Source organism: Faecalimicrobium dakarense (assembly GCF_000499525.1).
Classification (GTDB): domain Bacteria; phylum Bacillota; class Clostridia; order Peptostreptococcales; family Peptostreptococcaceae; genus Faecalimicrobium; species Faecalimicrobium dakarense.
In genome coordinates this window covers 78,270-93,248 of the sequence record NZ_HG529431.1, presented here as the reverse complement: position 1 = coordinate 93,248, position 14,979 = coordinate 78,270, and the positions used below count along the sequence as shown (strand labels likewise).

Here is a 14,979-nt window from a genome sequence, read left to right as displayed (position 1 = left end):
CATTTTTATATATTAAAAAATTATAGATTATGTAGTTTATAGATAATTTATAATTCTAACTATTTTAAGCTTAAAATATTTCGTCAACGCATTTCTCAAGCAAAGAACCTAAATTTTAGGTCGTTTGAGCAAAGTAAATTTTTACTATAAAATAGATTTTGCTTGAATTGGTGTTGATAATATAACAGACGTTTTAGTTGAACCTATTCTCTTTATGGAATCTATAACAGCCTCAAGCTCGTACATATCTTTAACAATAACTTTTAAAACCGAACAGTCATCACCTGTTATATGGTGACATTCTACTATTCTTGGATCTTGACGAGCATCTTCAATAAATTCTTTGTACATATTGCTAGGTAAAGATATATGAATAAAAGCCTTTATAACTCTTCCTAAAGCGTCAGGATTTATTATAGCCTTATATCCTTCTATGATACCAGCTTCTTCTAATCTTTTAACTCTTTCTGAAACAGCTGGAGAAGTTAGTCCAACTATTTTACCTAAATCTTTCATAGAAATTCTACCATCTTTTTGTAAGATGTCTATAATTCTGTGATCTGTAATATCCATGTTTTAATCCCCCTTGTTTAAGATAATGTAATATATACTTTTACATTTCAATATTTTAAAGAGAGTATATTATTGTCCTAAAATAAATGTTAATTTAAACTATTTTACACAGATTTTTTAGAATCAATCATCTGAGCTTTTAAGTTCCAAAGGTTTTCAGACAAGTCAACTTTATAAGTTTGTGGATTTGAAATTCTTCTATATTCATCCCATAAAGTATCTAGCTCATTTTTTGTATAATCTCTTATTTCCATGACACTTTTTCTTTCATGTTTACATTTACCATTTATAAATAAAGGCTTATGAAGCTCTTTAATCCTATAATTTTCAAATGTTTTAGTTTTCCAAGTATAAATTGGATGGAATATAGTTAAAGGTTTAGATTCATCAATAACTTCATCATGAAGCATGATTAAATCTGCTTCTGCCTTATTATTTTCATTGTATATTCTAACTACTTTTTTATATCCTGGATTATTTATTTTTTCTGGATCTTCAGATAGTTTAATTTTTGGTTCAATGGTATCACCCTTATAAGATGCAGCTAACTTATAAACTCCACCAAGAGAAGGTGAATCAGCTGATGTTATTAATTTCGTACCAACCCCCCAAGAGTTAATAGCAGCTCCTTCAGTTTTTAATGAAGTTATAGTATATTCATCTAAATCATTAGAAGCTGTAATAACAACATCTGAAAAACCTTCTTTATCTAAAATCTTTTTACATTCCTTAGATAAATATTGAAGATCACCAGAATCTAATCTAATGCCTGATGGTTTATATCCTTTTTTTCTAAACCTTTAAAGATTTTTATAGCATTAGGAAGCCCACTATTTAATACATTATATGTATCTACAAGCAATAGACATTTATCAGGATAAATATCAGCATAAGCTTCAAAGGCTTCTAATTCAGTATCAAATTTTTGAACCCAACTATGAGCATGAGTACCTATTAAAGGTATATCAAATAATTTACCTGCTAGTACGTTAGCAGTAGCCAAGCATCCCCCTACCATAGCAGCTCTTGCACCATAGGTACCAGCATCAGGACCTTGAGCACGACGTAGACCGAATTCAAAAACAGGGTCCCCTTGTGCGGCAAAGCAAACTCTAGATGCTTTAGTTGCTATAAGTGATTGGAAATTAACAATTGTAAGCAAAGCAGTTTCTATAAGCTGAGCTTGGTACAAAGGAGCTTTTACAGTAAGTATAGGCTCATTAGGGAACATTATAGTTCCTTCTTCAACTGAATATATATCACCTGTAAATTTAAAATCTTTTAGAAAAGTTAAAAATTTATCAGAAAAAAGTTTTAAGCTCTTTAAATACTCTAAATCTTCATCTGAAAAGCAAATGTTATTTATATATTCAACGAACTGTTCTATACCACAAACTATAGTATATCCACTGTTGCAGGCATTTTTCCTAAAAAACATATCAAACACAACAATATCTTCATGAACATTTTTTTCAAAATATCCATTTAACATTGTAAGTTGATATAAATCAGTAAGAAGTGTTAAATTTCTCATTATATTTCTCCTTAATAATAAAATTTATAAAAGACCCCACATATATACTAAAACACAATATAGTACAACTTTCAAGTATAAAGTATAACCCACCTATCATAAAATTATTTAGAAGGGAGGAGATTAAAATAGGAAGAATATGGTTTTATATGCTTGCTATCGGGATAATAGGAAGTATATTTTCAAATAATTTAGGAGAATTAAATAAAGTTATTTTAAATGAGGCATCTCATGGAGTTGAATTTGCCATAAGTTTAGCAGGAGTGATGGCTCTTTGGATGGGAATAATGGGTATTGCTAAAGACTCAGGACTTATAGAAAAAATAGGACAAAAATTAAATCCTTTGATGAGAAAATTATTTCCATCAGTTCCTCCAGGACATAAGGCAATGTCTTATATGGTAATGAATATAGCTTTAAATATGGTAGGAGCAGGTAATGGAGCAACTGCATTTGGACTAAAGGCAATGAGTGAACTACAAACACTAAATCCTAAAAAAGATACAGCAAGTAATGATATGGTAATGTTTATGGTTATAAATATATCTTCAATTCAACTAGTTCCATTTACAATGCTTAAAATAAGAATGGATTTAGGTTCACAAAATCCATCAGAAATTATAGTTACCACATTATTTGCAACAGCTATTTCAACAATAATTGCTATAGTAACTTGTAAACTATTTGAATCAAGAAAAAGGAGGTATAGATAATGGAATTATTCTCAAATATACTAGTACCCCTTATAATATTGTACATAATAGCATATGGTAAGTATAAAAAAATAGACATATACGATAGCTTTGTAAAAGGTGCTATAGAAGGCCTTAAAGCTGCATGGGATATAGTACCATACATAATTGGAATATTTTTAGCAATAGGTATATTCAAATCTGGAAAGGGTATTGAAATGTTAGAGTTTATATTTTCTCCAATTGCTCAATTATTTAGTATACCAAAGGAATTAATAGGTTTAATAATAGTTAAGCCGTTATCAGGAAGTGGAGCTTTAGGTATGTACACTGAACTTGCTCAGAGAGTCGGAATAGATACAACAGTCGAACAGATGGGAGCAACGATAGTAGGAGCATCAGAGACAATATTTTATACAATGGCAATATATTATGGTAGTTTAAAAATAAAAAATACAAGGCATACACTAAGCTGTGCGATGCTTTGTCATATAGCAGGAGTTATAGCATCTGTATTTATTTGTTATGTTTTATTTACATAGAATTAAAAAATAAATTTTGAAAAAGATATTGACAATTTAAAATAATAGTCTATAATTATACTAAATTAATAAAAAAATTCGATGAAAAAGAGAGTAACTTTAGTCAGATTTTCAGCGAGCTAGGGTTGGTGTGAGCCTAGTAAAGATGGTTGTAGTGAAGAGAGCTTTGGAGAAGATTACTTGAAGTGATAGTATGGTAATCGGTTTGCCCGCCTTAAGGGATAGAGTGGATAAGATTACTTATCAATAAGAGTGGTAACGCGGAATACTTCGTCTCTTGGTTTTTATAACCAAGGGACTTTTTTAATATTCAAAACACTATTATTGTATATATTCAGTATCTTATCAATAAGAGTGGTACCACGAGTTAATTCGTCTCTTAGCATTTATGCTAAGGGACTTTTTTAATACTAGGAAATTATAATTTCCAACACAAATACTTGAGCGACTGTGTCGGCGATATGAGCGAAGCGAATTTTAATTTAAAAACTTAAGATAAGTGGGGAAACCTAGTATATTTAGATAGTTTCATTATCAATTAATAATCAATTACAAATAGGAGGTAATATTATGAAAAATTTAAAGAAATCAATTATAGTGGCTTTAGCAGGAGTGTTAACTTTAGGAGTGGTGGGATGCAGCTCATCAAAAGAAGCATCAAGTGGAAATAAATCATCTACACAATTAGAACAAATAAAAGAAAAAGGAAATTTAGTAATAGGAACAAGCGCAGATTATCCACCATATGAGTTCCATAAAGTAATAGATGGAAAAGATCAAATAGTTGGATTTGAAATGGAAATGGCAAAAGAAATAGCAAAGGAATTAGGTGTAACATTAGAAATAAAAGATATGAAATTTGATGGATTACTACCAGCTTTAAAATCAGGAGTTGTAGATATGGTAGTTGCAGGTATGAGCCCAACAGAAGAAAGAAAAAAAGCAGTTAACTTTACAGATATTTATTACAATGGAGAGCATACGGTGCTAGTTAAGAAGGAAAATTTAGATAAATTTAATTCAATAGAAAGCTTAAAAGATGTAAAAATAGGTGTTCAAAAATCAAGCTTACAAGAACAAATAGCAACAGATGTATTAAAAGCGACTAATATAAAGGGATTAAGTAAAATATCAGATGTAGTTTTAGAGTTAAACAATGGAAACGTTGATGCAATAGTTTTAAGTAAAGAAACAACTAAAGGTTATTTAAAGCAATACCCTAATATAGTAGACGCTAATATTAATTTAGGTAAGGGAAATACAGAAGGTTCTGCAATAGCTATAAATAAAACTAAAGATATATCTTTAGTACAAGAAGTGAACAAGGCAATAAATAAATTAGTTAAAGAAAATAAAATAAATGAATTTGTTGAAAAGGCTACTAAATTAGCTCAATAAAAGACATGATGGAGGTACAAATAGATGGATTTTGGATTTTTAAGTGAATACTCTAAGTATTTTATAGACGGGACAAAAGCAACAATAGGATTATCAGCAATTACTTTAATTTTAGGATTTATGTTAGGTATAGTAGTTTGTTTATTAAAAATATCGAAAAGTAAAATATTAAGATTTATTGCAAGTGTATATATTGAATTTTTAAGATGTACGCCATTATTAATACAAATATCAATAGTATACTTTGGATTTCCTGCATTAGGGATAGAGTTTCCTAGTATAGGACCTTTATCATCGGAATTTGTAGCTGCAATATTTACTTTATCTATAAATTCAAGTGCTTATATAGCTGAAATATTAAGATCAGGAATACAGTCAGTAGATAATGGGCAGATGGAGGCAAGTAGATCGTTAGGATTTAACTATTTTATGAGTATGAGATATATAATAATACCTCAAGGTCTAAAAAATTCTTTACCATCATTAGTTAATGAATTTATATCTTTAATAAAAGAATCTTCAATAGTTTCAGTAATAGGAATACCAGATTTAATGTATAAAGCAGATGTAGTGAGAGGAACAACTTACTTAGCATTTGAACCACTAATAGTAGCTGCTTTAATATATTTTGTACTTACATTCAGTTTATCAAAATTAGTTGGTTTACTTGAATATAGATTAAACAATAAGACATTAAAAAGTGCAGAAGGATTTAGTAAAAAGAATGAAGTTGCAGACATAGCTTAAGGAGGATATATATGATAAAAATACAAAATATTAAAAAGAAATTTGGGAAATTAGAAGTATTAAAAGATATAAATTTAGAAATAAAAAAAGGTGAAATAGTAGCAATACTTGGTCCTAGTGGATCAGGTAAAAGTACATTATTAAGATGCATCAATTTATTAGAAAAACCTAATGGTGGAAATATATTATTTATGGATAATAATATATTAGATAAAAAAAGTGATATAAATAAAACTAGAGAACATATAGGTATGGTTTTTCAAAACTTTAATCTATTTCCAAATATGTCAGTATTAGATAATATAGCATTAGCTCCAATGAAATTAAGAAAGATCTCAAGAGAACAAGCTGTAAAAGAAGCAATAGCATTGTTAGATAGAGTTGGACTTAAAGATAAGAAGGATTCATATCCAGACCAACTATCAGGGGGACAAAAGCAAAGAATAGCTATAGCAAGAGCTTTGGCTATGAAGCCGGATGTAATGTTGTTTGATGAACCAACTTCAGCTCTTGATCCAGAAATGGTAAAAGAAGTATTAGATGTTATGAAAGAACTAGCAAATGAAGGTATGACTATGATTGTTGTAACCCATGAAATGGGATTTGCTAAAGAAGTAGCTAATAAGGTTGTATTTATGGATGAAGGGTATATATTAGAAGAAGGTGTGCCTAGTGAAGTATTTGAAAATCCAAGACATATAAGAACTAAGCAATTTTTAGATAAAGTTATATAGTTTTGATTACAAAATTCGCTTCGCTCATGTCGCTCAAGTGATTCGCCAACACGTTGCTCAAACGACTGCGTCCGTTGCTCAAGCTTATCAGTTGGAATTATAAATTATCTACAAATCAGATAATTTATAATTCCTTAGTATATAAAAAATATGGACATTAAAAAAGAAATATATTATTATATAAGTACTATTTCATACAGTAATGCATATAGTACTTATAAATAAAATGCTATTGTATAAAATAGTAAAAATAAGTATAAACTAATATTAAAGTTTAATATTAATAAGCTATGAAAAGAAGAGTAAATAAGGACTTTTTCTAACAGAGAGCTAGATTAGGTGAAAGCTAGCGTTAAAGAAATTATTGAACATGGCCTTGGAGCTTTCTTATCCAAACGATTTATTCCTTAAGATAAGACGATTAGACCCGTTAAAAGTCTGCTAAGATATCTATATAAATATAGATAAATTAGGGTGGTACCGTGAATAATCTCGCCCCTATGTATTATAGGAGGCGAGTTTTTTAATACAATAAATGGGAGGTAATAACATGACTAAACCAAGTTTTTATGTAACAACGCCTATATATTATCCAAGTGGTAACTTACATATAGGACATACTTATACAACTGTTGCAGCAGATGCAATAGCTAGATTTAAGCGTTTCTGTGGATATGATGTAAAATTCTTAACAGGAACTGATGAGCACGGAGAAAAAATACAAAAAACTGCTAGAGAAAAAGGTATGACAGAGATAGAGTACCTAGATGGAATGATAGCAGATATAAAAAAATTATGGAACACAATGGACATATCATATGATGATTTCATAAGAACAACACAAGATAGACATAAGGTAATAATCCAAAAGATATTTACTAAGTTATATGAACAAGGTGATATATACAAAGGCGCTTATGAAGGAAGATACTGTACTCCATGTGAAAGTTTCTGGACAGAATCTCAATTATTAGAAGGAAATAAGTGTCCTGACTGTGGAAGAGATACTTATTTAGCTAAGGAAGAAGCTTATTTCTTCAAATTATCTAAATATGAAGATAGATTAAGAGAATTATTTGCTGATCCTAACTTCTGTTTCCCAGTATCAAGAAAAAATGAAATGGTTGCGAACTTCTTAGATAAAGGATTAGAAGATTTATGTGTAACTAGAACTACATTTGACTGGGGTATAAAAGTACCATTTGATGAGAAACACGTTATATACGTTTGGGTAGATGCTTTATGCAACTACATAACAGCGTTAGGATATATGAGTGAAAATGATTCAGATTACAAAAATTTCTGGCCAGCCAATGTTCATATAGTAGGTAAAGAAATAATGAGATTCCATACTATAATATGGCCAGCAATACTTATGGCTCTAGGTGAAGAAGTTCCTACACAAGTATATGGACATGGATGGATATTATTTGATAATGATAAAATGAGTAAATCAAAAGGAAATATAGTTTACCCAGAGCAAATGATAGAAAGATACGGAGTAGATTCATTAAAATACTTCTTATTAAGAGAGTTTGCATTTGGCCAAGATGGAAACTACACTCATAGAAACTTTGTAACAAGATTAAATTCAGATTTAGCTAATGACTTAGGAAACTTAGTAAGTAGAACAGTTGCAATGGTTGAAAAGTACAATGGTGGTATAATACCAATGTCAAAAGCAAATACTGAATTTGATGCAGATTTAAAAGATGTAGCTAAATTATCAGTAGAAAACTTCGAAAAAGAAATGGATAAACTTCAATTTAATGAAGCATTAGAAAGTGCTTGGAAATTAATAAGAAGAACTAACAAGTATATAGATGAAACTATGCCTTGGGCTTTAGCTAAAGATGAATCTAATAAAGATACTTTAGATACTGTACTTTATAATTTATGTGAATCTATAAGAATAATAGCTACTCTTATAAATCCAATAATGAATGAAACAGCTAAAAAGATATACTGTCAATTAGGAATAGTTAATGAAGAATTAACAACTTGGGAAAGTACTAACACTTTCGGTCTTATAGGAGAAAATACTAAAGTTCACAAAGGTGAATCTTTATTCCCTAGATTAGATATAGAAAAAGAAGTAGAAGAATTAAATGAACTATTCTCAGAGAAAAAGGATGAAGTAGTTGAAGAACCAATAGAACACAAAGAAAATATAACAATAGACGAATTAGATAAAGTAGAACTTAGAGTAGGTAAAGTAATAAGCTGTGAAAAGCATCCAAAAGCAGATAGATTATTAGTATCTCAAATTAAAATAGGACCAGAAACAAGACAAATAGTATCTGGAATAGCATCTTGGTATAAGCCAGAAGATATGGTTGGTAAAGAAGTTATAGTAGTATGTAACTTAAAACCAGTTAAATTAAGAGGTGTAGAATCTCAAGGTATGATATTAGCAGCTGGAAATGATGGAGATGACTTAGTAGTTCCAACAGCGACAGGTGCTAAGGATGGATGCGAAGTTCGTTAATTAGTTAGGAGAATAAAATATGTTATTTGACTCACATGCACATTTAAATGATGAAAGATTTGATGAAGATAGAGAAGAATTAATAAAGTCTTTAAAAGAAAAAAATGTTGATTTAGTAGTAAATCCAGGTGCAGATATAGAAACATCAATAAGTGCCATTGAACTTTCAAAAGGGTATGATTTTATATATGCAGCTGTAGGAGTTCATCCACATGATGTAGGTGAACTAGATGAAACTGCAATAGATACTTTAAGAAAGCTAGCTACTGAAAATGACAAAGTAGTTGCAATAGGAGAGATAGGTCTTGATTATTACTATGATAATTCTCCTAGAGAAGTACAAAAAGAGTGGTTTAAAAAGCAAATAGAATTAGCTAATGAGCTTAAGTTACCTATAATAATACATGATAGAGATGCACATGGAGATACTTTTGAAATAATCAAAAATACTAAAAGTCCTGAAATAGGATGTGTGCTACATTGTTATAGTGGAAATGTAGAACTAGCTAAGGAATATATAAAAATGGGTTGCTACATTTCTATACCAGGAACTGTAACTTTCAAAAATAATAAGAAAACTAGAGAGGTAGTAAGAGAAATACCGCTAGAATATCTATTAATAGAAACAGATTCTCCATATATGGCTCCAGAGCCACATAGGGGGAAAAGAAATGACCCATCATTAGTTCAATTTGTTGCAGATAAGATAGCACAAGAAAAGGGTATATCTTATGAAGCAGTATGTGAAGCTACAAAAGAAAATGCTAAGAAATTTTTTGGTATAAATAAATAAATTATAAAAAGCACGTAAAATCTAATTAGATTTTATGTGCTTTTTATTGTATGTGAAACATATTTTTATAAAAAAGTAAAAATGCATATAAATGAATAGACATATATACCATAGAGGGTTTAATATATAATTAGATGCTTTGAAGCATATTCTGTATATGGGTACCTAGAATATGTGGAGTTATTGGTACAACCGGCTAAAAATATCTACTGATATTTTTAGTTTTTTTTTATATAAAATAGTGGGAGGGAATATGGGGCCTTTGAATAGAAATGAATTCCAAAAAAAATATTTAGCAGTAAAAGAAGATATTCTATCTAATGATAAGCTTGGGTTTAGTATAGTATATCAGCCCAAAGTCGATATAATAAATAGAAATATAATATCATGGGAGATTTTAAGTAGATGGTATCATCCGGAGTTTGGATTAGTATCTCCCATAGAATTTATAGAAATAATAAGGGATTTAGATAAAGAATATGAATTTGATATACATGTATTTGAAAAAATGTGTAAAGACATAATAAAAAGTAATTGCAGTTATAATACTTATTCTATAAATATATCTATAAATACATTAAAGAATTCTAATATATATGATGATATATTAAATATAACTAAAAAATATTCAATTAACCCAAAACAGATAATACTGGAAATACTAGAAACAGACCCTATAAATGAATATGAAGGAATTATAGAAACAATAAATAAGTTAGATGAAAGAGGTTATAAAATATCAATAGATGATTTTGGAACAGGATATTCTTCTTACTATAGATTATGCAATATTAATTTTGGCGAGATAAAAATACCAAGAGAGTTTTTACCAAAACCTAGTGATAATAAAGAAAAAAAGATTAAAGTACTAAGGGGAATTGTTGATATGGGAAGAAGCTTAGGATGCAAAGTTGTAATAGAAGGGATAGAAACACAAGATGATCATAATATAGCTATGAGTCTTGGGATAGATTATGGTCAAGGGTACCTTTACTCACGACCAGTACCATTTAATAAATATACAGAAATGATAAAAATATAATTTATATAGAAAGCTCTCTTAATATTGGGTATGTTAGCACCAATATTAAGAGAGTTTTTATATATAAAAATATATGAAGTAATAAATGGTTATTAAATAACCATAAAACTAACCATATAAAATAACCAATTTACATAAAATGGTTATTTTATAATGCCAATAATAATAGTTAACCGTTATAGAAAAATAATTTTAATGTATAATAAATATAGAAAAATGTCGTACAATGTTTAAATATTAACATTGTTGTATTGTTTAAATATACACCTTATAATACAATGCTGAGGAAAAAGTTTTCATAATGGTAAATTTGGCATAAATATTGCTTAAAGTAATAGTATAAAAAATTTTAAGGGGGTATAGTTATGATTTACGATTTTAATCCAATAATGGATCGTAGTAACAACTATTCGGCAAAACATGATGAAGCAGCAAATAAATTTGGAAGGGAAGATATAATACCGCTTTGGATAGCAGATATGGATTTAAAAACTGCTCAACCGATAATAGATGCGATGATAGATAGAGCTAATCAAGGTATGTTTGGATACACAGCAAGACCAGAAAGATATTTTGAATTAGTAAAAGATTGGCAAAAGAAAAAAAATAATTGGGATATAGATATAAAATATATGTCTCATTCAACAGGTGTAATGCCTATGATGTGCCATTTTATGAGAGAGTTTTTAGGAGAAGGGGAAAATGTTATTGTACAACCACCTGTTTACTCAGAATTTTTTACAGCAGTTGAAGACTGGGGAGGCGAACTATTATACAATCCTCTTAAACTTATAGATGGAGATTATTACATAGATTTTGATGATCTAGAAGAAAAAGCTAAACAAGGGGCAAAGTATTTAATAATTTGTAATCCACATAATCCTGTAGGTAGAGTTTGGACAAAAGAAGAGTTAACTAAAGTAGGGCAAATTTGTCTAGATAATGGAGTTATGGTTATATCTGATGAAATACATTCAGATTTAATGCTTTGGGAAAATAAACATATACCGATGGCTTCTATATCAGAAGAATTTTCAAAAAATACAGTAACTTGTATATCAGCAACGAAAACATTTAACTTAGCAGGATTACAAGTATCAACAACTGTATTTCCAAATATTGAATTAAAAGAAAAGTATGAAGATGTTCAAGGAAGATTAGATTCTAAGAGAAATAATTGTTTTAGCTTAGTCTCTAACATGGCTGCCTATGAACATGGAGAAGAGTGGTTAAAACAATTACTAAAATACTTAGAAGGAAATATAGATTATATAATCAATTTCTGTAAAGAAAATATACCTCAAATAAAACCAAACAGACCTGACTGTACATATTTAATGTGGCTTAATTGTAAGGATCTAGGTTTAGATGGAGATGATTTAGTTGATTTCTTTATAAATAAAGCTAAATTAGGGTTAAATGATGGAAGAAGCTTTGGAGAAGGTGGAGAAGGATACATGAGACTTAATGTTGCTTGTTCAAGATTATTATTAGAAAAGGCAATGAATCAACTAAAAGAAGCAGTTATTAGTCTTTAAATAAAAACAAAATTAACTAGGGGGATTAAAATGCAAGCTAGAATGAAAAAACAAAAGAAAAGTTTTGTACTACGATCGTTAGATACAGTGGAGAGAGTAGGGAACTCTCTTCCTCATCCTGCTACAATATTTATAATATTAAGTGCTTTAATAATAGTAGTATCAGCAATTATGGGTAGTATGGGTGTAAGTGTTTCTTATGATATGGTAGATACTGCAACAGGAGAGATTGTTAAAAATACTGTAACAGCTCAAAGTTTATTATCACCAGATGGTATAAGATTTATGTTTACTAATGTAATTAGCAACTTTACAGGATTCTTCCCATTAGGTCCTGTATTTGTAGTAATTTTATGTGTTGGCGTTGCAGAAGGAACAGGATTCTTATCAGCAGGTTTAAGAAAAATAGCAAAAGTTACTCCAAGAAAATATGTAACAGCAATGGTTGTATTACTAGGGATTGTATCAAATATAGCATCATCTACAGGTTATGTTGTATTAGTTCCGTTAGGGGCAATAATATTTATGAGTTTTGGAAGACATCCAATAGCAGGTTTAGCAGCAGCATTTGCTGGGGTTTCTGGAGGATGGAGTGCAAACTTATTAATAGGTAGCAATGATCCGATGTTTGCTGGTATATCTACAGAAGCAGCTCATATGTTAGATCCTAATTATTTAGTTCAACCGACTTCAAACTGGTTCTTTATGGTGGTATCAACATTTTTAATAACAGCAGTTGCTACTTATGTAACAGAAAAAATAGTTGAACCAAGGTTAGGTGAATACAAGGCTAAAGAAGAGGAATCAGTAGTTAATGATATAACTGATTTAGAAAAAAGAGGAATGAAATTTGCGTTATTATCATTATTGTTATATGTTGTGCTTATATTACTTTTAGTAGTTCCTGAAAATGGGGTATTAAGAGATCCAGAAACTGGTGGAGTTTTAAGTTCTCCATTTATGAGTAGTATAATTCCTATAATGGGTGGAGTATTCTTAGTACCAGGAATATTCTACGGGATAGGGGCAAAAGTAGTTAAAAACGATAAAGATATAATAGAGTTAATGGTTAAAGGTATAGGAGGAATAACAGGGTTCTTAGTTCTTATATTCTTTGCAGGACAATTTATAAAATACTTTGACTATTCAAACCTTGGAACAATAATATCTGTTAATGGAGCCCAAGTCTTAGAAAAGACAGGATTTGTAGGTTTACCTTTAATAATATGTTTCATAGTATTAACTGCAATAATAAATATATTTATAGCAGTTGATTCTGCTAAATGGGTTTTAATGGCTCCAATATTCGTACCGATGTTTATGAGAATAGGATTATCTCCGGAATTAACACAAGTTGTTTATAGAATAGGGGATTCATGTACAAACGTTATAGCACCATTAATGCCGTTCTTTGCATTAATAGTTGCATTCTGTCAAAAATACGACAAAAAAGCTGGAGTAGGTACATTAATAACTACTATGGTTCCTTACTCAATAGCATTTTTAATAGGATGGATAGCATTATTTATAGTATGGTACTTCTTAAATTTACCATTAGGTCCAGGAGCACCATTATTTTATCCTATGTAGTATTTAATTCTTAAAATAGGTTAAATCATATAGAAGAGGGAAGAGATTATCATGAAACCAAAGACTAATAAAATAAAAAACTTACTTAAAAAATACAATATAGATGGTGCTATAGTAAATTCTCCAGAGAATTTTACTTATATAACGGCTTATTCTTCGCATCAACATACAGTATCTAGACAACCACATTTTGCAGTGGCGATTTTAGACAATAAAGAAGATACTAAACCTGTGGCAATTGGAATGGATTTTGAGTCAGAAGCTTTTTCAGATTACATGGATTGTATTGTAAAAAAATATAGTACATGGGTTGGGGCAAAAACATTTGAACAAGTAATTGCTAATGAGGAAGTGTTATCAGATTCTAAATTTGTTACATCTTTAGATGTTGTTGTCGAGACAATAGAAGAACTTGGACTACAAAATAAGACAGTAGGATTAGAACTAGATTATTTACCTGTTAACTATTACAAATCACTAGAAGAAAGGCTACCAGAAGCTAAATTTGTTAATATATCAAATTTATTTTTAGAGTCTAGAGCAGTGAAAGAAGATGATGAAATAGAGTACTTTAAAAAACTTGCAAGAGTTGCGGATGAAGCACTAAATTATACAAGCCAATTTGTAGAGATAGGAAGAACAGAAAGAGAGCTATTTGATATTTATTGCAAAAAGGTAATGGAATATAGTACATGTTTACCAAGTGGATGGTCTTCTTTCTGTGCAGGTGAAAATTCAGGAAGGCTTTGTAGGTCAACTGATAGAAAGATACAAAATGGAGACATAGTGAAATTTGATGGTGGTGTAAATGGAGATACTAATTTTTACACAACAGATTTTTCTAGAACTTGGATTGTAGGGGATGCACATCCTATAGCATATGAATTAAAGGAAAAACTTTGCGAAGCACAAAAGCTAATGATAGAAGCAATAAAACCAGGATTAACTTTTGATGAATTATTTAAAATAGGATTCAATCATGTTAAGGCAGATTATAAGTTTTATGAAAGAGGGCATTTAGGACATAGTATAAGTATGGGTCCTCAAACTGCAGATGCCCCATTTGTTTCATTAAACGAAAAAAGACCTTTAGAGGAAGGTATGATTATTTGTATAGAAACACCATTTTATATGACAGGATTTGGTGGATTTAATATAGAAGATATGATTTTAGTTACTAAGAATGGGTGCGAGGTATTAACTCCACTTACACCTCATTGGCTAAATAAAGATAATTGTAAGTAGTAATAAGATATATAAAAGGGCTGATATATAATTCTATATATTAGCCCTTTTGTTGTTGTTTTG

At 29.7% G+C, this 14,979-nt stretch carries 12 protein-coding genes, 1 pseudogene, 1 riboswitch and 2 other annotated features; of the genes and pseudogenes, 11 read left to right on the top strand and 2 right to left on the bottom strand.

Going from position 1 to position 14,979, the window contains the following annotated elements:
- Positions 1-144: 144 nt before the first annotated feature.
- The gene (locus BN899_RS17490) at positions 145-573 is read right to left on the bottom strand and encodes an Lrp/AsnC family transcriptional regulator (RefSeq protein WP_042278120.1); all 429 of its coding nucleotides are present in this window, start codon (positions 571-573) and stop codon (positions 145-147) included.
- Positions 574-677: 104 nt separating this feature from the next.
- Positions 678-2,107 (bottom strand): annotated as a pseudogene (locus tag BN899_RS20890) (nicotinate phosphoribosyltransferase).
- A 149-nt stretch (positions 2,108-2,256) separates the two neighbouring features.
- Here BN899_RS20890 and BN899_RS17480 point away from each other — a divergent pair.
- The 11 genes from BN899_RS17480 to BN899_RS17435 all read left to right on the top strand — a co-directional run bounded on the left by BN899_RS17480 (position 2,257) and on the right by BN899_RS17435 (position 14,916).
- Entirely contained in the window at positions 2,257-2,820 is a 564-nt protein-coding gene (locus BN899_RS17480; protein WP_042278118.1) for a nucleoside recognition domain-containing protein, read from the top strand.
- Positions 2,820-3,341, top strand: coding sequence for a spore maturation protein (locus BN899_RS17475; protein ID WP_042278116.1), 522 nt, complete (start codon positions 2,820-2,822; stop codon positions 3,339-3,341). The genes BN899_RS17480 and BN899_RS17475 overlap by 1 nt, the downstream gene beginning before the upstream one ends.
- Positions 3,342-3,413: 72 nt before the next feature.
- Positions 3,414-3,622 (top strand) — a binding site (T-box leader).
- A gap of 289 nt (positions 3,623-3,911) precedes the next feature.
- Entirely contained in the window at positions 3,912-4,739 is an 828-nt protein-coding gene (locus BN899_RS17470) for a transporter substrate-binding domain-containing protein (RefSeq protein WP_042278114.1), read from the top strand.
- Between the two features lie 24 nt (positions 4,740-4,763).
- Positions 4,764-5,486: an amino acid ABC transporter permease gene (locus BN899_RS17465; RefSeq protein WP_042278112.1), complete on the top strand. Its 723-nt coding sequence runs from the start codon at positions 4,764-4,766 to the stop codon at positions 5,484-5,486.
- Positions 5,487-5,497: 11 nt separating this feature from the next.
- Positions 5,498-6,220, top strand: a complete 723-nt coding sequence (locus BN899_RS17460) for an amino acid ABC transporter ATP-binding protein (protein WP_042278110.1) — start codon at positions 5,498-5,500, stop codon at positions 6,218-6,220.
- A gap of 281 nt (positions 6,221-6,501) precedes the next feature.
- Positions 6,502-6,723, top strand: a binding site (T-box leader).
- Positions 6,724-6,770: 47 nt separating this feature from the next.
- On the top strand, positions 6,771-8,708 hold the full coding sequence (gene metG, locus BN899_RS17455; protein WP_042278108.1) for a methionine--tRNA ligase: 1,938 nt from the start codon (positions 6,771-6,773) through the stop codon (positions 8,706-8,708).
- A gap of 19 nt (positions 8,709-8,727) precedes the next feature.
- A complete protein-coding gene (locus BN899_RS17450) occupies positions 8,728-9,501 on the top strand; it encodes a TatD family hydrolase (protein WP_042278106.1) in 774 nt (257 codons plus the stop codon).
- 123 nt (positions 9,502-9,624) lie between these two features.
- Positions 9,625-9,708: riboswitch (cyclic di-GMP riboswitch) on the top strand.
- A gap of 46 nt (positions 9,709-9,754) precedes the next feature.
- Positions 9,755-10,543 carry an EAL domain-containing protein gene (locus BN899_RS18785; protein ID WP_042278103.1) on the top strand — a complete coding sequence of 263 codons (789 nt, stop codon included), beginning with the start codon at positions 9,755-9,757 and terminating at the stop codon, positions 10,541-10,543.
- Positions 10,544-10,908: 365 nt separating this feature from the next.
- Positions 10,909-12,081 carry a MalY/PatB family protein gene (locus BN899_RS17445; protein ID WP_042278102.1) on the top strand — a complete coding sequence of 391 codons (1,173 nt, stop codon included), beginning with the start codon at positions 10,909-10,911 and terminating at the stop codon, positions 12,079-12,081.
- 30 nt (positions 12,082-12,111) lie between these two features.
- Positions 12,112-13,671: an AbgT family transporter gene (locus BN899_RS17440; RefSeq protein WP_242824234.1), complete on the top strand. Its 1,560-nt coding sequence runs from the start codon at positions 12,112-12,114 to the stop codon at positions 13,669-13,671.
- Between the two features lie 51 nt (positions 13,672-13,722).
- Positions 13,723-14,916 carry a M24 family metallopeptidase gene (locus tag BN899_RS17435; protein WP_042278099.1) on the top strand — a complete coding sequence of 398 codons (1,194 nt, stop codon included), beginning with the start codon at positions 13,723-13,725 and terminating at the stop codon, positions 14,914-14,916.
- Positions 14,917-14,979: the final 63 nt, after the last annotated feature.

Bases quoted from the DNA above. Each gene is read 5' to 3' on its own strand.
- BN899_RS17445 (WP_042278102.1), top strand. From the start codon at position 10,909: ATGATTTACGATTTTAATCCAATAATGGATCGTAGTAACAACTATTCG.
- BN899_RS17460 (WP_042278110.1), top strand. From the start codon at position 5,498: ATGATAAAAATACAAAATATTAAAAAGAAATTTGGGAAATTAGAAGTA.
- BN899_RS17470 (WP_042278114.1), top strand. From the start codon at position 3,912: ATGAAAAATTTAAAGAAATCAATTATAGTGGCTTTAGCAGGAGTGTTA.
- BN899_RS17480 (WP_042278118.1), top strand. From the start codon at position 2,257: ATGCTTGCTATCGGGATAATAGGAAGTATATTTTCAAATAATTTAGGA.
- BN899_RS17440 (WP_242824234.1), top strand. From the start codon at position 12,112: ATGCAAGCTAGAATGAAAAAACAAAAGAAAAGTTTTGTACTACGATCG.
- metG (WP_042278108.1), top strand. From the start codon at position 6,771: ATGACTAAACCAAGTTTTTATGTAACAACGCCTATATATTATCCAAGT.
- BN899_RS18785 (WP_042278103.1), top strand. From the start codon at position 9,755: ATGGGGCCTTTGAATAGAAATGAATTCCAAAAAAAATATTTAGCAGTA.
- BN899_RS17450 (WP_042278106.1), top strand. From the start codon at position 8,728: ATGTTATTTGACTCACATGCACATTTAAATGATGAAAGATTTGATGAA.
- BN899_RS17435 (WP_042278099.1), top strand. From the start codon at position 13,723: ATGAAACCAAAGACTAATAAAATAAAAAACTTACTTAAAAAATACAAT.
- BN899_RS17490 (WP_042278120.1), bottom strand. From the start codon at position 573: ATGGATATTACAGATCACAGAATTATAGACATCTTACAAAAAGATGGT.
- BN899_RS17475 (WP_042278116.1), top strand. From the start codon at position 2,820: ATGGAATTATTCTCAAATATACTAGTACCCCTTATAATATTGTACATA.
- BN899_RS17465 (WP_042278112.1), top strand. From the start codon at position 4,764: ATGGATTTTGGATTTTTAAGTGAATACTCTAAGTATTTTATAGACGGG.